Origin of the sequence: Arthrobacter sp. ISL-30 (assembly GCF_018613855.1) — a bacterium.
Lineage (GTDB): Bacteria > Actinomycetota > Actinomycetes > Actinomycetales > Micrococcaceae > Arthrobacter.
Window position 1 is genome coordinate 1 of the sequence record NZ_JAGGPK010000054.1, and the last position, 17,206, is coordinate 17,206.

Annotated in this window: 17 protein-coding genes and 1 pseudogene; 8 read left to right on the top strand and 10 right to left on the bottom strand. The window is 63.3% G+C overall.

What is annotated here, in order from left to right; genetic code table 11:
* Window positions 1-141 precede the first annotated feature (141 nt).
* A pseudogene (locus tag J7E82_RS18725) lies at window positions 142-1,496 on the top strand (ParB/RepB/Spo0J family partition protein).
* A 407-nt stretch (window positions 1,497-1,903) separates the two neighbouring features.
* On the opposite strand, the gene J7E82_RS18730 reads toward J7E82_RS18725, so the two are convergent.
* Window positions 1,904-2,200: a hypothetical protein gene (locus tag J7E82_RS18730; RefSeq protein ID WP_214865394.1), complete on the bottom strand. Its 297-nt coding sequence runs from the start codon at window positions 2,198-2,200 to the stop codon at window positions 1,904-1,906.
* Window positions 2,201-2,217: 17 nt separating this feature from the next.
* On the bottom strand, window positions 2,218-2,448 hold the full coding sequence (locus tag J7E82_RS18735) for a hypothetical protein (protein ID WP_214865396.1): 231 nt from the start codon (window positions 2,446-2,448) through the stop codon (window positions 2,218-2,220).
* Between the two features lie 444 nt (window positions 2,449-2,892).
* Here J7E82_RS18735 and mobC point away from each other — a divergent pair, with 444 nt between their 5' ends.
* From mobC to J7E82_RS18750, 3 genes are read left to right on the top strand one after another with little or no spacing between them, the layout of a single operon-like run.
* A complete protein-coding gene (gene mobC, locus J7E82_RS18740; RefSeq protein ID WP_214865399.1) occupies window positions 2,893-3,285 on the top strand; it encodes a plasmid mobilization relaxosome protein MobC in 393 nt (130 codons plus the stop codon).
* Window positions 3,285-4,844 carry a relaxase/mobilization nuclease domain-containing protein gene (locus J7E82_RS18745; protein ID WP_214865400.1) on the top strand — a complete coding sequence of 520 codons (1,560 nt, stop codon included), beginning with the start codon at window positions 3,285-3,287 and terminating at the stop codon, window positions 4,842-4,844. Before mobC ends, J7E82_RS18745 begins: the two co-directional genes overlap by 1 nt.
* A 17-nt stretch (window positions 4,845-4,861) precedes the next feature.
* Complete coding sequence (locus tag J7E82_RS18750) at window positions 4,862-5,647, top strand: hypothetical protein (protein ID WP_214865402.1); 786 nt, start codon at window positions 4,862-4,864, stop codon at window positions 5,645-5,647.
* A gap of 116 nt (window positions 5,648-5,763) precedes the next feature.
* On the opposite strand, the gene J7E82_RS18755 is transcribed toward J7E82_RS18750, so the two are convergent.
* From J7E82_RS18755 to J7E82_RS18790, 8 genes are all read right to left on the bottom strand, one after another.
* The gene (locus tag J7E82_RS18755; protein ID WP_214865404.1) at window positions 5,764-6,441 is read right to left on the bottom strand and encodes a helicase associated domain-containing protein; all 678 of its coding nucleotides are present in this window, start codon (window positions 6,439-6,441) and stop codon (window positions 5,764-5,766) included.
* A 163-nt stretch (window positions 6,442-6,604) separates the two neighbouring features.
* A complete protein-coding gene (locus J7E82_RS18760) occupies window positions 6,605-7,198 on the bottom strand; it encodes a hypothetical protein (RefSeq protein WP_251042127.1) in 594 nt (197 codons plus the stop codon).
* A 457-nt stretch (window positions 7,199-7,655) separates the two neighbouring features.
* Window positions 7,656-8,294 carry an RraA family protein gene (locus J7E82_RS18765; protein WP_214865406.1) on the bottom strand — a complete coding sequence of 213 codons (639 nt, stop codon included), beginning with the start codon at window positions 8,292-8,294 and terminating at the stop codon, window positions 7,656-7,658.
* A gap of 355 nt (window positions 8,295-8,649) precedes the next feature.
* Window positions 8,650-8,904, bottom strand: coding sequence for a hypothetical protein (locus J7E82_RS18770; RefSeq protein ID WP_214865408.1), 255 nt, complete (start codon window positions 8,902-8,904; stop codon window positions 8,650-8,652).
* 36 nt (window positions 8,905-8,940) lie between these two features.
* The gene (locus tag J7E82_RS18775) at window positions 8,941-10,401 is read right to left on the bottom strand and encodes an NAD-dependent succinate-semialdehyde dehydrogenase (RefSeq protein WP_214865410.1); all 1,461 of its coding nucleotides are present in this window, start codon (window positions 10,399-10,401) and stop codon (window positions 8,941-8,943) included.
* Window positions 10,402-10,531: 130 nt separating this feature from the next.
* Window positions 10,532-11,110, bottom strand: a complete 579-nt coding sequence (locus J7E82_RS18780) for a thiamine pyrophosphate-dependent enzyme (protein ID WP_214865412.1) — start codon at window positions 11,108-11,110, stop codon at window positions 10,532-10,534.
* Entirely contained in the window at window positions 11,107-11,658 is a 552-nt protein-coding gene (locus tag J7E82_RS18785) for a thiamine pyrophosphate-binding protein (RefSeq protein ID WP_251042123.1), read from the bottom strand. Before J7E82_RS18785 ends, J7E82_RS18780 begins: the two co-directional genes overlap by 4 nt.
* 71 nt (window positions 11,659-11,729) lie before the next feature.
* On the bottom strand, window positions 11,730-12,731 hold the full coding sequence (locus tag J7E82_RS18790; protein WP_214865414.1) for a hydroxyacid dehydrogenase: 1,002 nt from the start codon (window positions 12,729-12,731) through the stop codon (window positions 11,730-11,732).
* A 277-nt stretch (window positions 12,732-13,008) separates the two neighbouring features.
* On the opposite strand from J7E82_RS18790, the gene J7E82_RS18795 reads away from it, so the two are divergent.
* From J7E82_RS18795 to J7E82_RS18810, 4 genes are all read left to right on the top strand, one after another.
* Window positions 13,009-14,322, top strand: a complete 1,314-nt coding sequence (locus J7E82_RS18795) for an MFS transporter (protein WP_214865416.1) — start codon at window positions 13,009-13,011, stop codon at window positions 14,320-14,322.
* 164 nt (window positions 14,323-14,486) lie between these two features.
* Window positions 14,487-15,101, top strand: a complete 615-nt coding sequence (locus J7E82_RS18800; RefSeq protein WP_251042124.1) for a TetR/AcrR family transcriptional regulator — start codon at window positions 14,487-14,489, stop codon at window positions 15,099-15,101.
* A 38-nt stretch (window positions 15,102-15,139) separates the two neighbouring features.
* Complete coding sequence (locus J7E82_RS18805; protein WP_214865418.1) at window positions 15,140-16,063, top strand: AEC family transporter; 924 nt, start codon at window positions 15,140-15,142, stop codon at window positions 16,061-16,063.
* A gap of 177 nt (window positions 16,064-16,240) precedes the next feature.
* Window positions 16,241-16,690 (top strand): TetR family transcriptional regulator C-terminal domain-containing protein, encoded by a 450-nt coding sequence (locus J7E82_RS18810; protein ID WP_214865420.1) that lies wholly within the window; start codon window positions 16,241-16,243, stop codon window positions 16,688-16,690.
* Window positions 16,691-17,206: the final 516 nt, after the last annotated feature.

Genomic DNA, 17,206 nt, shown 5'->3' on the forward strand with positions numbered 1-17,206 from the left:
CCTCACGGATAGACAGGCCTCCGTCGGCCACAGCTCCGCAAGCTTCGCCAGCAGCCAAAACAACGGGGGGAGAGGGGACGCTGGCCGGTCACCACAGGCCGCCCCACCCACCAACCCTTTCGGCAAAAAAGGAGCAACACCATGAACGCAGCACCCACGCTCGAAATGCTCGACCCCGCCACCCTTACAGTCGATATCAACGTCCGTAAGGACGCAGCCCTGACCGCTGACTTCATTGCCAGCATCAAAGAACACGGCGTGATGGAACCGGTCATCGCCCACCGCAAGGACGACGGAACCGTGCACGTCCTGATGGGCCAGCGCCGCACCCGCGCCGCCGTCGAAGCGCAGCAGCCCCTGATCCCGGTAATGATCATCGAGTCCCCCGAGGAAGCAGAACGCATCACCACGCAGGTGGTGGAGAACATCCAGCGCGCCGAACTGACCGAAGCCGACGAAGCCGACGCGTACCACCAGCTGTCCCTGATCGGTGTTTCGGCCGCCGCGATCGCCAAGAAGACCGGACGCACCAAGACCACCGTCGAGTCCGCATTGAAGGCCAAGTCCTCCGGCGCGGGAGCCGCCGCCCTCGGCAAAGGATGGACCATCGAAGAAGCGCTGATCATGGCCGAGTTTGAATCAGATGAAGAGGCCTCGGCCGAGCTCGAGTCGGTCATCATGGACGAACCTGACCAGCTCCTGCACGTCGCTCAGCAGCTGCGGGACCGGCGCGAAAGCGCAGCCGCCCTCGCCGCGCTGATCGCCGAACTCGAAACCCAGGGCAAGCCCATCGTGGAAGACGCCGGACACTACGCCGACGACGACAACCTCTACGTCACCGCCGCGAAGCGCGCGGAGGTGAGCCTGCCACCGAGGACGATGCCAACGCCGTCCTGATCACCACGGACTACCGGGGCCAGCACCGGACCCACTCCGTGATCGCGGGGTGGAAGGAGACAGGTTTTGCGCCGAAGTATGAACGCTACGACGGCGGCCGCCCAGCGCAGAAAGGCCCGATGACCGAGGAGCAAAAGGCCGAGCGCAAAACCCTGATTGAGAACAACAAAGCGATGCTGTCCGCGCAGGTGGTCCGCCGGGAATTCGTGACCGGCCTGCTGGCGAAAAAGCAGGCGCCCAAGGGCTGGCAGTACTTCACCGTCCACGCGATCACCCACCATCCCGAAACGGCCAGCGGCTACGACGGCGAGATGGCCGCCGGGATGGTCGGTGCAAAGGTTGACGAGGACAAGACCTGGGCGTGGAACCCGCTCCGGACCCACGTGGCCAAATCCACGGCCCGGCCCGAGTTTTCCCTGATCGCGCTCATCTGCGCGGGCTACGAAAAGACCATCGCGAAGGACTCGTGGCGTTCCCCCTCACAGACCCACCGGGACTACCTGACCCAACTGGTCCACTGGGGATACAAGCCATCGGTTGTTGAACTGCTGATCATCGACAGCGGAAAGCCAGCAGAGGAAGAACCCGAGACTGCATAAGAACCCCTTGCCGGGCGGAACCCCACCGCCCGGCAAGGCATCCGCCGATCACCACGACAGGGCCGGGAACCTCCCAAAAGTCGGGCGGTCCGCCGCTCAGGGCGAACCACAGCAACTGCTCACCAGCGGCGGACCGCCAATCCGCGCACCCCGCCACATCGTCACCAAAGTGCCGCGCATACCAAGGTGCAAGCTCGCGTGCTGCCGGCACCAGCTCAGCGTCGAAAAAGGATGTCGTTGCTTGGTTACCAGGCATACCTTCATGGGTGGGCTAGAGTGGATTGAAGATTTCCTTTTGCCGAAGGACAAAAAAGGACCGGATTGCTCCGGTCCTTTTTTGTGTCCATCAGCCTTTTTCGGGTGTCAGCTCCGCGGATCTTGTGTCACCCAGGTCATGGGTGTGGGGGTCACTGTTCGGCGAAGGATGCGCCGTTGTCCTGGTCCGACCCTGTGGAGCGCTTTGCCGTCCGCCGGCGCTTTGCAGCCGCCGGTTCGAGGCCAAGTTTTTTGAGTTCCTCGGCGCTCCATCCGTCCCGCGTGGCTTGCACGTAGGCTCGCTTGTCGTCGCGTTCGGCAGCGACGAGCTGATCCCGCAAATCATTGATGCGCTGGCGGCTCTTCACCAGGGCGGTGACGGATTCGATGCGGGAGTCGAGCAGGGCGCGGGCTTGGTTGCGTGTCTGGTCAATGTCGAGGGTAGCCATGGGATCCAGCCTAACGATTACTCTGCGGCTGACCGGCGCCTGACGCGCCCTTCGGAGCACGGCGTTTCACGCGCCGCTTCCGTAACACCGGCCAGAAGGCCGGCGTTACAGGGATCGCTGAACCAGTCCCGCAGATAGTCCTCAGAGTAGCTGACGGTTCGTGCCGTGAACTGGAAGTATTCGGGGCCGATGCCCCGTCGCCGCCACTGTCGCAGTTGCGTCGATGAGACGCCGTATTGCCTGGCCACTTGGTTAGGTGAGATAAGAGCCAAAACTGTACCTTTCGATAACCCTATGCCGCGTTCCTTTCGGCACGCTTGCCGAAACTTGGCCGGTGAAGGAATTGGCCAGTCGGAGCGGCTGGACCGTGGAATACCGGAGCGGAGCGAGGATATGCCGCGAAAGCCAGCTGTGGAGACTTGCCAAGGAAGGACCGGGCAGTAGCCTCACCAGCCGAAACGGAACGACGCAGTCGTTTGAACAAGTCAGACGCGAAGCGTCCTGCAGGGCAGTACCGATCAACCACGCAAAGCGCCGAACCCGGGCGCAGGTGATTTTCCGGAGCAAGCTAGACGGTTATGTGCCATAACACGCGTGTTGATCCACGGACTGCGGTCCTGGATGCGGCACACTCGTGAGTGTGGCCCGGAGACTCCGGGGCGCTGCGCTGGGCATTGGGGGAGGGGCAACGGATGACTGAAGAGCGGAAGTCGCCGCGCCGGTTCTCCCGCCGTCGACGCGCGAACATTGACGGCGAGACCCAGTACGTGCGGGTGTCGATGTCGGAGTTCGAGCGCGCGCAGTTGAAGGTGCTGGAGGAACGGACTGGGCGGAGCCCGTCGGAGATCCTTGTCAGTGCCGCTTTGTACGCGGAAAACTCCGAGTCGCTGGCCGAGCGCCGGGCGATGGCCGTGGAATTCATTGCGGCCCGCCGCTACCTTGCTGCCCTGTCGAACAACGTCAACCAGCTCGCCCGGCACGCAAACGCCACAGACGAATTCCCCGAAGCTGCACGCACTGTCCTGACCCGGGTGCGGGCGGTCGCTGACCGGATCAATACGATGCTGGATTCGATGGTGCGCTGATGATTCCCAACATCACCAAGGGCACCCGCATGCACGGGCTCATCGCCTACCTTGCCGGTCCCGGACGTGCGAACGAACACACCGACCCGCACCTGGTCGCTGGCTCACCGTCGTTCATGGCCTGGCACAACGATGACGAACTGAACGCCGATGCAGCCCAGGCCATTGCCAAGGAACTGGACCGGGCCAGAAGCGTCCTGGGCGTCGAGATTCCCGGCGGTCATGTCTGGCACTGCTCACTGTCATTGCGTGCCGAGGAAGGCGACCTGACCGACGCGCAATGGGCTGACATCGCGCAGGACTTCATGGACGAGATGGGATTCACCGAAGCCAGCGGACACGCCCCGGCACAGTGGGTTGCGATCCGTCACGGTCACAGCAAAGCAGGGAACGACCATATCCACATTGCGGCGTCCATGGTCCGTGAAGACGGGACGAAGTGGAGCAGCTGGCGGGACTTCCCCCGCGCGCAACAAGCCGCCCGTGAGCTCGAGAAAAAGTACGGCCTGGAAGAACTTTCGCCCACGCACTCGACTCGTGGTCTGCGGCCCGGTGAACGCGAAGCATCCGAACGGCGGGGAGCGCCGGAACCGGAACGCCGGTCCCTCGAACGCAAGGTCCGCGCCTGCGCGACTTCGGCCCAGGACGAGGCGGAGTTTGTCCGTCGCCTTCGCCGTACCGGTGCACTGGTCAGGCCGCGGTACGCGTCCGGACGGGATGACGTGGTGGTTGGCTACAGCGTGGCAGAACGGCCCATGAAAGGTGGGCGGCCGGTCTGGTTCGGGGGCGGTCACCTCGCCAAAGATCTCGCCCTGCCAAAGCTCCGTGCCGAGTGGCCGGACAACCCTCAAGGTGCCGCCGATGCGGTCGCCGAGTGGCAGGCAGCTGCACGTGGACGCCGCCCGGTCACGACCGGCCGTGAAGCGAACGAACCGGACCCGAAAATGTGGGAACAGTACAGTGACGAAGTTGCCCGGCTTCGCGAAACCCTGCGCTCCGTCCCGCTGGACGATCATGCGACCTGGGCGCACGTTGCCCGCGAGACAGCCGGTGCCTTCGCAGCCTGGTCAACGGCGACCGAGTCAACGCCCGGCCCGCTCGCAGCAGCAGCAGACGAGCTGTCCAAGACGGCACAATTGCGGCGCTACCCGGTCCGCCCCATCCGCAGCGTGGGCCCGTCCGCCCGCGGAGCCTCCCTCATGCTCACGGCAGCGTCGATGGGCGGCACCGGAACCGCAGCGCAGGCGATCATGCTGCGCCAGCTGCTGAACGTCTCCAAGGCCGTTCACGACATGCACAAGGCATCAAATGATCTGCGCAGAGCACGCCAGATCAGCCACATGGTCAAGCACCAACTAAGCCAAGTTGCTGCCGCGCTGCCCAGCGTCCCGGCAACCACGCCCACGGCGGACACGGAAGCGACCGCCGCGGTACGCGCGAGTGCGGCCGGCCAGGTTTCGGGTCGGTCCGTTGGCTCCGTGCTGCCGCCGCAGTACGTGCAGGCACGCAATCAGGCGGGCACCCAAAGCGGGAGCGCCCGCCCTGACATTGAGAGATAACACCAAGGAGGGAAGCCATGACTGAATCCGACGGAATTGATGAGGCCATTGAGGCCATGTCACGCGTAGGGCTGACCGTCGCAGGACGGCTCGGTGAGCAGCTGGCCAGGGCACGCGAGCAAGAGCTGCGCCGCGCACAGGCGGCCGAGGAACAACAGGCCCGTGAGCTGCAGGCCCGGTTCGACGCGGAGCGGGCAGCAGCCCGTGCCCAGCTCGCACCCGTCATGGACAACCGGTGGTGGGACACGACCACCGGCCGCGACATCGAAAGGGTCCATGAGGCTGCCACCGCGTGGAAAGACCACGACCCGGCAGCACGCGACGCGGCAGAGGTAATTCGCGACCAAGTGCAGCGACGTTACGGCCTGGACGTGGACAACTTGGGCGCCGACGAAACGTCCGTGGCCGCTGCCCTGGCGAAGGCCGAACAGGACCGCGAACAGGCGGAACAGGAACGCCGTGCCGGCCGTGACGAAAACGCCCACGCCGTGCAGCTGCTGGCCGAGGCCGACCGGGAAGATCGAGACCGTGAACAAGACGTCACCGAAGAGAACCAACACCCCGAGGCGCTACGCGAAGAAGCCGGGATTAAGTACGACTCAGCCGAACGTCGCCAGGAATTGGCCGCGAGCTTGGAAGGGGTTGCCGACCGCGAAGCCGTACAGGCACGGCTCAGCGCGGATCAAGACCAAGGCACGCCGCCCAGCGCGGCCGTGACCAAGGGACCAGGGCGCAATCCGAAGGCCCGCAAAACGCGCGCCAACGGCCAAACGAAGCTCCTGCAAAAAGGCATGAGCCGGTAGTTTCCACTGACTATCAGGCGCCGGCCTCGACGGGACCGCCGCGGCCGAGGAACTCGGGTACCAATTCGCCGGCAAAACTAAGGGGGCATCAGCGGCCAACAGGAAGAGGTCCTCGGTTATGAAGCACGGCGGCCGCCGCGCGGTCGGCCCTCCCGCCAGCCGGGCAGAACTCTATCCAGCTGCGACTTCTTCTCCCGTGCGAGCTTGCCGCGCTTGTAATTGATCCGCTGACCGTGCAGCCACACACCGAGTGTGCGCTCCTGTGGGTCGTCGGTTTTTTGGTGCCGGGGCCATTCACCGCCGGCCCTCCGGAGTGCTTTCACTGCCTGCAGACGCTGCTGCCATCGGGCCTCGTCAGCAGCTTCGCCTCTCGAAAGCTTGTCCCAACCGGGAATGGCGCTCAGGCCATCACGGAAAACGGGGGAGAGGGTCCCCTGCGCTGATTCCCGGCGCCGACGGTAAAGCCAGCTGACCAAGGCCTGCTCGTGGGACGACTTCGCATGAGCTGCCGGCAGCCGTCCCTCCGCTTGGTAAAAGGTGACGAGGTCCTGCATTTTTTGCAGGGAAGCGTCGGACGGATCACGCACCGTCAGGGGCAGGGCGGCGGCATGCTCGCCGCGAAGACCAGGATCCCTCTTTGCCGCGATCTGCAGGTGATAGCGGACAGTTGTCACGGCAGCACCGCAGACGTCGGCGATCTTCGACGGCGCGATACCCCGCCGGTACATCTCCACCCACTCCCAGTACGGAGCAGAGCGCCGCGCATGCGGCACCGGTTCCTTCGTCTGAGCCATGGTCACCCCCAATGGTTCTACCTGTCACGGTAGCCTACGGACCAACCGCCCGACGCGGGCTGGAAGCCGGCAAGAGCAGGGGAGAGACCTCTCCAGATGAACCCGCCGGCGAGGGCGGTGGCCCGTGGAGGGAAAGGCCGTTGGACGGTCATTTGCCTTCGGGTCAGTCGGCCGCAGCGGCGGATGTATTTTCCCAGCGCTTCTGGGCCCCTTGCCGGCTGATGCCGAAAGCCCGTCCGATCTTGTCCCATGAGACGCCCGCGGACCTGGCTGCGGCGACGGCGTCGTCGAGTTGGGCTTCGAGGTCCTTGAGGCTGCGGCTCAGGGTGCTGATGGTGTGCAGCGAGATGTCGGGGGCGATATGGCGGTGCCACACATCCAGGAACACTGGCTCCAAATCCTCGCGGTCGTCTATATCAGCGGCGTCGGCGCTGGCGGGCGGTCCGGCGTAGATCCGCCCCGCGGCGGCGTCCTCGTCGGCAGGATCCCAGACCCGTGTCCACAAAGGGTCCAGGATGGCGTGTTTCCCGGATGAATCGCAGCTGCAGGCAACCCGCCAGCCCACAACCTGGGACGGCGGCCGCCACGCCTCCCGGGTCGGGTCTTCCTCATGCCCGACCGGCCGGCCATCCGGCGTCATCAGGCTGATTTCCATCCACCTGCCGCCGGCCCCGTACATGCCGTCGGCGAAGACGCAAATGACGTAGCCTTCGTGGTCGCTGCCTTCGGTAAACCAGCCCATCGCGCTTCCCTTCATCACCCGCCAATTGCTACAGTGACAAGTATGAGTGCTTGCAACTGTAGTTGACAAGCAAAGAAGCTATAGCAACTTTAGTTGACATAATCTCGGTTATCGGCGAACAAGTTTGGGCGGGGGAGCGCCCTCAACAGGCATGTTTTCGTTCCGGAGGCAGGTGGCTTCAGAGCAGATCCAGCTCTTGGGTGAGCCCAAATTCGACCGCAGGGCTAAGCCTGGCCGTGAACCTTCCAAAGCTGTGTCTCGTAACGAGAATGCCACAATCGGTGGCATTGTCTTGGAGCAGCTGGATGGCCTGTTCCAGTTGCTGATCTCGTGCTGCGTGGTCGTGCGTTCGATGATGATTGACATGGCCTTCGGCATAGTTGGTCTCCGGTCACCGGCGTTAGAGGGGCACGCGCGGCGTGTTTAGGGGCAACTGGTGGGTCTTCGTGTGATTCGGGCGGTCCTTCACGCGTTACTGGGCCGCGGCTTTGACCCGGGCGAGGATCTGGCGCTCGAGGTCTGCCTGCAGTGGGAGCCGCTGAAGGGTACCGCCCGCCTCGGACAGCGGGACGACGACGATGCCGTCCTGGTCGCCGATAACGATGTCGCCAGGGTTGCAAACGACGTTGCCGCACGCGACGGGTTTGCCCACAGCGCCGGGCCCGTTTTTAGAAGGTCCGGCGGGTACGACTCCACGCGCGAATACCGCGATCCCCATGGCAGTCATCTCTTCGATGTCGCGGACAGCGCCGTCGATGATGACTCCGCGAATCCCTTTGCTTTGGCAGATTTCGGCGAGGATACCGCCAAAGACGGAGCGGTTGGTAACGCTGTTGGCGGAAACAACGAGCACATCGCCCGGCTTCGCCTCATCCAGGCCGCGGTGAATGCCCAGATTGTCACCTTCCCACACCTGGATAGGCAGCACGGCGCCGGCGAGGCGTATCCCGGGAGTCAGGCAACGTATCTCTGCGGACATCATGTCCATGCGGTTACGAACATCGCCAATCAGGGCAGGCGGGAATTCGGCCAGGGCGCGGACAATCTCATCTGAGGGTCTGGGCCAGTTCGGGAGGACCGTGATGTTTTCGGTGGGGGCATTAATGTACATGGGGAGTCCTTGCAGATATTGGGGCGCGCCTTCGTCGATCGAGGCCTGGGGAGTCTGACGGTGGCAGTACCGGTTCGGCTGAATGAGAATCAAGTCGCGGATAAGTTCCCCGATGACACTGCCACCAACCGTGTGAAGACCCCGATTATATAAGAGGGCACTGTTAGATAAGGGGACCGCGGTTTGGTGTTTTAGCAAGCATGGTCGGTGAAAAGTGGGGCCTATAACCGCAGCAGCTGTATCCCGTCAGCTCTGCCCCGATTTCCGGCAGGACGTTCCGTGAATACGCAGCTGGCCCGTACCCTGCGCTGAGGGGTACGGGCCGGCCGGGGTGGTCTAACCTTCGGCTCGGCTTTTAGTCCGTGCCGCTGTTGCTTGTTCTGGCGGGAGAGTTGGCTCGTTTTTTGGGAACGATGTTCAGATCGACCCAGACTTCGTGCTTCATCGATCTCTCGTACATGGTGCGGTGCTGGGGTCCGTTTGGCGCCAGCCACAGGATGGTGGAGTCAGGTGTCGCGTCATCAATTATCCCGCTGGTCAACGTTTCGCCGAGCCGGCGTATTTCAACAGGTAGCCCGATAAGGCGGCTCCAGTCGAGGTACTTGTCCATCTTGTGCTTTCTCGTTTCAGACCCCGGACGCGGGGGTCAGAGTTGGATGCCGGTGTATTTGGTTTCTTGGTAGGCTTCGAGGCCTTCTGTGCCGCCTTCGCGGCCGAGGCCTGATTGTTTGGTGCCGCCGAAGGGTGCTGCGGGGTTGGAGACGAGGCCGCGGTTGATGCCGGTCATACCTGCGTCGATGGCGTTGGCGACGCGCAGGGCGCGTGCGAGGTCTTGGGTGAAGACGTAGGAGGCCAGACCGTAGGGGGTGCCGTTGGCCTCGCGGATGGCTTCTTCTTCGGTGTCAAAGGTGTAGATGGGTGCGACGGGTCCGAAGATTTCTTCTTCGCGGATGGTGGCGTCTGCGGGGATGTTGGTCAGGACGGTGGGCTGGTAGTAGTAGCCGGGACCGTCGATGATTTGGCCGCCGGTGAGGCAGGTCGCGCCCTTGGCTACGGCGTCGGTGACGAGGTCGTGGACGGTCGCGCGCTGCTTGTCATCGATCATTGGCCCGAGGTCGGTGCCGGGTTCGTGGCCGGGTCCGACGGTGATTGCGGCGAGGCGTTCGGTGAACCGTTTGGTGAACTCGGCCGCGATGCCTGACTGGACGTAGATCCGGTTCGCTGCGACGCAGGACTGTCCGCCGTTGCGGAGTTTGGCGAGGTAGGCGCCTTCGAGGGCGGTGTCGAGGTCGGCGTCGTTGAAAACGATCAGGGGCGCGTTGCCGCCGAGTTCCATGGAGGTGTTCATGACGTTCTGCGCGGCCTGGGCCAGCAGAACCCTGCCGACCGGGGTGGAGCCGGTGAAGGAGATCTTCCGGACGCGTTCGTCGTTCATGATCGCCCCGATCAGGTCCCGGGATTTGCCGGTAACGACGACGTTGACGACGCCGGCGGGGACGCCTGCTTCCTGCAGGACCTGGGCGAGCAGGAGGGAGGTGAGTGGGGTCTGTCCGGCGGGCTTGAGCACGGTGGTGCAGCCGGCGGCTAGGGCGGGGGCGACTTTGCGGGCTCCCATCGCGAGGGGGAAGTTCCACGGGGTGATCAGCAGGGAAGGGCCGACGGGGCGTTTGGAGACGGCGATGTGGTAGTTCGAGCCGGGCTCGATTCCGAACTGGCCTTCGGTGTGGAGGCGTCCGGCGGATTCGGCGAACCAGCGGAAGAACCCGGCACCGTAGTCGACTTCGGTTTGGGCTTCGGCCCAGGGCTTGCCCATTTCGTCCACGATCAGGCGGGCAAACTCGTCGCGGCGGTCGATGATGCCCTGGTAGGTGCGGCCCAGGATGTCGGCGCGTTCCCGCGCGGGGGTTGCTGCCCAGGCGTCCTGGACGGCGCAGGCTGCGTCCAGGGCGGCCAGGCCGTCTTCGACGGTGGCGTCGGAGACGTGGGCGAATGCTTCTCCGGTGGCGGGGTTGATGACCGGCAGTGTTGCGCCGTTTTGTGCTGGTATCCATTCCCCGCCGATGAACAGCTGGGTTTCGTTGAAGTCCAGGGTGGTTCCAGTACTCATGGGTGTTGCTCCTGTTACATACTTTGGGGAATAGCCTGCGGGCCCGGTGCCATTCCGGGCCCGCAGGGGCTTGTGGGGTTAGGCCTGCGGGCCGGTGCCAGTTTTGACGGGCCCGCAGGGGTTGTGGGGGTTAGGCGCTCAGGCGTGGGGTGAGCCAGCGGCGGAACCGGTCGCCGTGGACCACGGGATCGATCAGCAGCAGCTTGGTGCCGGGTTCGTTGCCCGGCTCGGTGCGGGCGTGGATGAACCAGGGCCCGTCCTCGGTCAGGGTCTGCTTCAGTGCCACCGCGAGTTCTTCGGTGTTGTTGGCGCGCAGGACCTTCAGGTCCACCGATTCTGCGAACCGGCCCAGATCAATGGTGACTGCCTGGGTGGGGATCGAGGCGGTGGAGGCGTAGACACCGTTGTCCAGCAGGACGACGACGAGGTTCTCGGGGGCCAGGTAGCCGGCAGTGATCGCAGCGCCGGGGTTCATTAGCAGCGACCCGTCGCCTTCGATGACGACGGCGCGGGAAACGTTCGTGTCCTTGATGGCCTGGGCCAGGCCCGTGCCGACCGAGATGGCCAGACCCATCGCGTCCAGCAGGTACAGGTTGTTTTCCCTGTCCTCGATGGAAGCGAGCTCGCGGCTGGTTGCCGCGCAGGTGGCAACGACCGGCAGGTCAGGGGTTGCGTCAACTATGGCCTGAAGGGCTTCGATGCGTTTCATGCTTTGGCCTTTGCGTCTTTGTGGTCGTAGAACTCCATCAGGACAACGACCGGGCGGAATGTCATTTTTGCGTGGTTGCCGGCTTCTTTCACGGTGGCGCCCCAGTCTTCTGCCGGGTTTCTGCGGTCCACCCGGAACACCGGGATGTTCGATGAGCGCAGCAGTTCCGGGACGGGCTCGGAGATGCTGTGGATCATCGAGTTGTACTCGCCAAGCCCACCGCGGGTGTTCGCCACGATCAGCAGCGGCAGGTGGTACGACACGGCCATCGTGGTCAAAGCGGTCAGGGCGTTGCCGAAACCGTTGTCCTGCATGATGATCACGCCGAACTTGTCCGCGAACGGGTACGCACTTACCAGGCCAACCGCTTCTTCTTCACGGGACACTGCGTAGACCAGGGGAAGATCACCCTTTTCCTGGGCCTCGAGGGCGCCGTTAATGATCGGGGCGATACTGGCGCTGGGAACGTACGCGACACCGTCGGGAGCAAGCCCGACCAGCGCGTCCACCACCTCCCGGTGACGGTCCTGAGTAATAGTCGTGCTCATAAGATGACTCCTTTGTAATCGATACCCCGGACAGGGGGTGGCAGTGTTGCTGCAGAGTGGATGCGGGACGCTTAGGCGTCCGCGGCCTGGGTGATACGGATGTTGTCGGCGTTGACCGGGTACTGCGGCCGTACGCCATCGAGCACTGTGCGGACCTCTGCCCAGGACATGGAGCCCATGGCGCGCAGGGAATCCTCGGTCTGGCCCGCGATGTGCGGGGTGACGACCAGTCCGGCGGTGCTGCCCAGGGGAAGAGTGTTGTGCTGCAGCGGGTTTTTCATGTCCACGGATTCGGCTTCGAGGACATCAAGGGCTGCACCGGCGATGGCACCTGATTCAAGGCCCTCGACCAGGGCTTCTTCGTCGATGAGGCCACCGCGGGAGGTGTTGATGATGAAGGCGTTTTTCTTCATGCGGGCGATCTCGTGCCGGCTGATCATGTGGTGTGTGGATGGCAGCAACGGTGCATGGACGGTGATGACGTCTGATTCCCGCAGGAGGGTTTCCAGTTCAACCAGGGCGGCGCCGGTTTTGGCCACGTCATGGCTGTGTGCAATCGGGTCCGAGACGATAATGTTCATGCCGAATCCCTGCCCGATTGCGGCCACACGGCGGCCGATGGCACCGAATCCTACGATCCCGAGAGTGCGGCCGGACAGTTCGAAGCCAACCAGACCGGCCTTGCCATCGGACCATACCTTGGAGCGGACCAGCTCCACCGCGGGTCCGGTCTTCCGGGCCGCCGACAGCAGCAGGGCGAACACGTACTCTGCCACAGCATTGCTGTTCGCATTCGGGGTGACGGTGACCCATACGCCGTTATCTGAAGCGGCGGCCAGGTCGACGTTGTCCGTTCCGACGCCGTGGCGGGCGATAATTTTCAGCTTCGGGGAGGCTTCGATCATTTCGCGGGTGAAGGTCTCGGTGCGGAGAATGATGCCGTCCACCGAGTCCGCAATGGCCAGGTAATCGACCTTTTCTGGGCCGAAACCCAGGTGGACAACATCCGCTGCGGCCTGGACGTCAGCCAGGACATCCGCGTGGATGGGATCGGAGATGTAGATAGACGTCACTGTGAATCCTTGGGGGTTGAAGTAGTGCGGTGGCCTCACCTGACGGCAGGAACCAGCGGTGTCCACATCATCTGCGACGTGGGACCATTTTCCGTACGAAGTGCCCGACGGCTAAGTGAAGAGGCCTTTCTGACACTGTGTTCTTAGATAACCACAGCTTATCTGACAACGCAATGTTAGAAAAGAGTTGACTTTGTGACATGACTCCGATCACACTGTTGTGAGTCTTATCTCTTACACCAGTCTCATTTAGTCGAAGGCGACAGGAGAAACAACCATGAGTATTGCCGCGGAAACCGTCAGCGCTGCGGATCAGCGCAAGGGGGCGAAGAAGGCCACCGGTGTGGCCGTGTTCGGCACCTTTATCGAGTACTACGACTTCAGCGTCTACGGCTACGTTGCCGCCACGCTGGCCGTCGTGTTCTTCCCCTCGGATAATCCGACGCTGGGGCTTTTGAACACCCTGCTGGTCTTCGGCTCAGCCTTCATCGTCCGCCCGATCGGCGCCTACTTCTTTGGCCGGCTCGGCGACACGCACGGACGCCGCACCAGCCTGATCGCGAGCATCACCACCATGGGCCTGGCAGCGGGCCTGATGGGAATGCTCCCGGGCTACAACGTCATCGGCATCTGGGCCCCCATCCTTCTGGTGCTGCTGCGCATGCTCCAGGGCTTCTCCACCGGTGGTGAGATCGGCGGAGCCACCGCCTATATCCGCGAATGGGCAGCGCCCAACCGCCGGTCGCTGTTCATCTCGTTCGTGCCCAGCTTCGCCCAGGTTGGCAAGGCCCTCGCCGCGGCCATGGCAGCACTTGCTGCCATGATCGCCCCCGCAGAAGCGATGGTCGAGTGGGGCTGGCGCATTCCCTTCCTGCTCGCCATCCCCCTGGCAGCTTTGTGCCTGATCCTTCGCCTCAAGGTTGAGGACAGCCCCGAGTTCAAGGCCCTGGAAAAGCGGGACGCGACCGCCCATGGCCCGTTCAAGGAAGTCATCACCAAATACCCCAAGGCGCTCGGCAAGGTCATCTCCATCTCCCTGGTCCAGAATCTGGGTACCTACATCGGCACCGTGTTCGTTGCCGTCTACTTCAGCGAGGTGCTCGGCTTCAGCAAGAGCGAATCCTCCACCATCGTGCTGATCGCCGTCCTGTTCGCCGCCGTGCTCATCCCGTTCGCCGGCCAGTTCGGCAGCCGCATCGGCAGCAAGAAGCTCCTGCTCATCTCCTACACCGCCTACATCGTGCTGACGATCCCGTCCTTCATCATGATGAACCAGGGCTCATTCATCCTCGCCCTGCTCGGTCTTGGCCTGGGCATCATCCCCTACGCCCTGAACCAGGCCGGAACCTACGGTTCCATGTCCGAGTTCTTCCCCACCCGGGTCCGGCACACCGGCGTCGCCTTCGGCCACAGCACCGGCGCGGTCATCGGCGGCGGCGCAGGCCCCTACCTGTCCACATGGCTGATCGACACCACCGGAAACACGTTCATGCCAGGCTTCATCCTGATTGCCGCCGGCATCTACGGCCTCCTGGTCATCGGCCTGACCGTCAAACCGTCCAACGACCTCAGCAGCCACCTGTACCGGTAACCCCGAACCCCAGGCTTAACCTTGCTTCCCGTGCGGCTGCCCAGGCACCGCACGGGAAGCACAGCCAGTTAAACAGCACGGGAATGAACATCACCGGCTCACTGGCATATCGTCTAAAGAGAGCAACGTCGTCCTGCGGCACCAACCGATGAAGAGGCAAAAGCATGAAAACACTAGCTGCACCCCGACAGCGGGCGGTACGCCAGGACTCCATCCGCAACCAGCAGGAACTCATTGCCGCTGTCGGCGAGCTCCTCCGCGAGGACCCCGAATCCGCCACCATGCCCGCCGTCGCAGAGCGCGCAGGACTCTCCCTCGCCACCGCCTACCGGTACTTCCCCACCCTCGACGAGCTCCACCGAAAATTCATGCTCAGCGTCATCGACGAACTGCACGACTCGACCAAGAACCTGAAAAGCAACGGCATGGAGCTTTTCAAGGACACCATGGCCCAGTGGCTCAAAGTCGTGGACACCTACGGCCCCGCCATGGTCCTGGTCCGCTCCCGCGAAGGCTTCCTCACCCGGCTCCAGGCAGGAGAACCGCACGTCCGCGCCCTGGAGAGAGTCTGGGGACCACCGATCCGGCAGCTGATGGACGAGGCAGGCGTCGACTGGACACAGTTCCCCTACGCCATCGCTCTCTTCAACGCCATGTTCAACTCCCGCGAAATCATTGACCTGAAGACCGTCACCGGACTCTCTGACGAAAAGCTCGTCAACCGTTGCAGCAAGCTGTACTGGGCAGCAATCCAGGGATTGCGCGACAGCGACGACTAACACCGCCGCCTCGGCGGACTGACATTGAGGACAACGATTTGGATGGAGTCTTAAAGGGCTTCTTTGTCGTGGGCGCCGTCATGCTCGTCGGCTACATCCTAGGCAAAACCAACGCCCTGGGCCCGCACGGCACCAAAGTGCTCTCCACGCTGACGTTCCTCGTGGGACTGCCCAGCCTGATGTTCTCCATGATCGCCACCCGGCACATCTCCGACGTCCTCAGCGCCACCGGCCTGATTTCCGTGGTGACAGCGGCAGGGATGATGATCGTCTTCGCCATCATCGGCGCAGCCGCCCGATGGGGGGTACGGAAAACGACCATCGGTGTGCTGGCCACAGGCATCGTGAACTCCACCAACCTCGGCGTTCCGTTGTCCCAGTACGTGCTCGGAAGTGCCACCTACGTCACACCCATCATGCTGTTCCAGCTCGCCATCGTCACCCCAATCGCCCTCACCATCCTGGACCTCAGCAACCCCGACGGCGAGAAACCGTCCGTCGGGCGCATCCTCGCCACCCCCTTCCGCAACCCCGTCACGGTAGCGGCCATCCTGGGGATCGTGGTCAGCGCCGTCGGGTTCCCGGTCCCGGAACTGGTGCTGGACCCCCTGAAGCTCATCGCCCAAGTCACCGTCCCGCTCATGCTCATCATCTTCGGCATGTCCCTGCACGGGCTCTCACCCCGCGGCACCAGCGGAGACGGCGCACCCACCTCGGTGGCTGTCATCCTCAAGTCCGCCATCCAGCCCGCGCTGGCCTGGGTGCTGGCCAAGTACGTCTTCCACCTGGATGACTTCAGCACCTTCGTGGTCACCGCCTGCGCCATCCTCCCCACAGGCCAGAACGTGGTCCTCTACGCCGTCCGCTACCGCGTGGGGCAAAGCATCGCCCAAACAACGGCGGTGATCACCTCGGCGCTGGCCGTGCCCCTGCTGCTCGGGGCGGCCTGGCTGCTCGGCTGAGTAGGTGTAACGCAGGCGGCTCCAAGCTGGAGAGCGACGGGCGACTACGGCAGCTCTCTGTATCAGGTTGAAGCACACCCAAACCTGACGTCAAAACCTCCTGACAAGGAAGGACTTGGCTTGTGAGCGGAGCTCCCACCTGTTCTCCGACGCGCTAACCAGTCACAACCTTCAGACATGGTTGCGAAAGGACGTCCTCGTGTCTTCGACGTCGAGGAAGCCGTTGAGGCGGCGATGAACCTCTTTTGGGAGCGCGGTTACGAGGGGGCTTCGCTCGCTGAGCTCAAAGATGTAGCAGTGGATGCGCAAACGGATCCAAACCGGCCCCGTGGCTGCATGTTGGCGCTTAACGGCTCGATCGGTGGAACAGGCCTACCAGAAGCGGCAAAAGAATTTATCGTCAGCCGACGCGCCGCAGACAGGGCCCGCGTCCGTGGCTGCGTGGAGCGAGCGGTGGCCAGCGCTGTCTTGAAGCCCGACACTGACGTGGAGGCGTTTACCGCAGCCCTGCACGGATTCGTCCTTGGAATCGCACCCCAGGCCCGTGATGGTTTGGACGCAGCCCAACTGCACCGGTCCGCCGAAGTCCTGCTCATGGCATGGGACGCAGCAGCAACACAGAAGTAGACACCACGGCTGACAGCTTTTCGTGGGACTGAGCCCCGTAAACGTGAAGACGACTGATCCGTGGACGCAACTTCAGCCTGCCGATTGGGAAGCCCCTAAATACCGTGTCACGGTTTTCGGGACGGGCCGGACAGAAGCAAAACGGAAAAGTTACTGACAGACCACCGCCCCAGCACTAAATGAACACTGCATGGAACACCCCTTTTTGGTGCCACATACAGTGGGCAACGCCGCCCTGCACGGCTTCTTCGCCCGCGGCGACCTGCAGCTGGTGAGAAGGGAGACGAGCTTCCATTCGGGGAGTGAGAAGAGGAGCAAAACGGTGAAGCCTCTCACCAAAAGGCGTCAGAACGCGGACGAAGACAAGCGCTCCACCTTTCCCAGCCCTCGATCACCGCAGCCTTTCCAGTCCGAAAGCGTTGTGGTTGTCCTTGGCGTGATGTATCCAAGTCTCCTCCCACAGCATGGCGAGGCTAGCGCCCAGCGTGACCCAGTGTCTCTACTTCCTGGCGCGGT

Bases quoted from the DNA above. Each gene is read 5' to 3' on its own strand.
- J7E82_RS18755 (WP_214865404.1), bottom strand. From the start codon at position 6,441: ATGGCTCAGACGAAGGAACCGGTGCCGCATGCGCGGCGCTCTGCTCCG.
- J7E82_RS18780 (WP_214865412.1), bottom strand. From the start codon at position 11,110: ATGAAACGCATCGAAGCCCTTCAGGCCATAGTTGACGCAACCCCTGAC.
- J7E82_RS18750 (WP_214865402.1), top strand. From the start codon at position 4,862: ATGACTGAATCCGACGGAATTGATGAGGCCATTGAGGCCATGTCACGC.
- J7E82_RS18770 (WP_214865408.1), bottom strand. From the start codon at position 8,904: ATGGACAAGTACCTCGACTGGAGCCGCCTTATCGGGCTACCTGTTGAA.
- J7E82_RS18730 (WP_214865394.1), bottom strand. From the start codon at position 2,200: ATGGCTACCCTCGACATTGACCAGACACGCAACCAAGCCCGCGCCCTG.
- J7E82_RS18785 (WP_251042123.1), bottom strand. From the start codon at position 11,658: ATGAGCACGACTATTACTCAGGACCGTCACCGGGAGGTGGTGGACGCG.
- J7E82_RS18795 (WP_214865416.1), top strand. From the start codon at position 13,009: ATGAGTATTGCCGCGGAAACCGTCAGCGCTGCGGATCAGCGCAAGGGG.
- J7E82_RS18745 (WP_214865400.1), top strand. From the start codon at position 3,285: ATGATTCCCAACATCACCAAGGGCACCCGCATGCACGGGCTCATCGCC.
- J7E82_RS18810 (WP_214865420.1), top strand. From the start codon at position 16,241: ATGGTTGCGAAAGGACGTCCTCGTGTCTTCGACGTCGAGGAAGCCGTT.
- J7E82_RS18800 (WP_251042124.1), top strand. From the start codon at position 14,487: ATGAAAACACTAGCTGCACCCCGACAGCGGGCGGTACGCCAGGACTCC.
- J7E82_RS18775 (WP_214865410.1), bottom strand. From the start codon at position 10,401: ATGAGTACTGGAACCACCCTGGACTTCAACGAAACCCAGCTGTTCATC.
- mobC (WP_214865399.1), top strand. From the start codon at position 2,893: ATGACTGAAGAGCGGAAGTCGCCGCGCCGGTTCTCCCGCCGTCGACGC.
- J7E82_RS18765 (WP_214865406.1), bottom strand. From the start codon at position 8,294: ATGTACATTAATGCCCCCACCGAAAACATCACGGTCCTCCCGAACTGG.
- J7E82_RS18760 (WP_251042127.1), bottom strand. From the start codon at position 7,198: ATGAAGGGAAGCGCGATGGGCTGGTTTACCGAAGGCAGCGACCACGAA.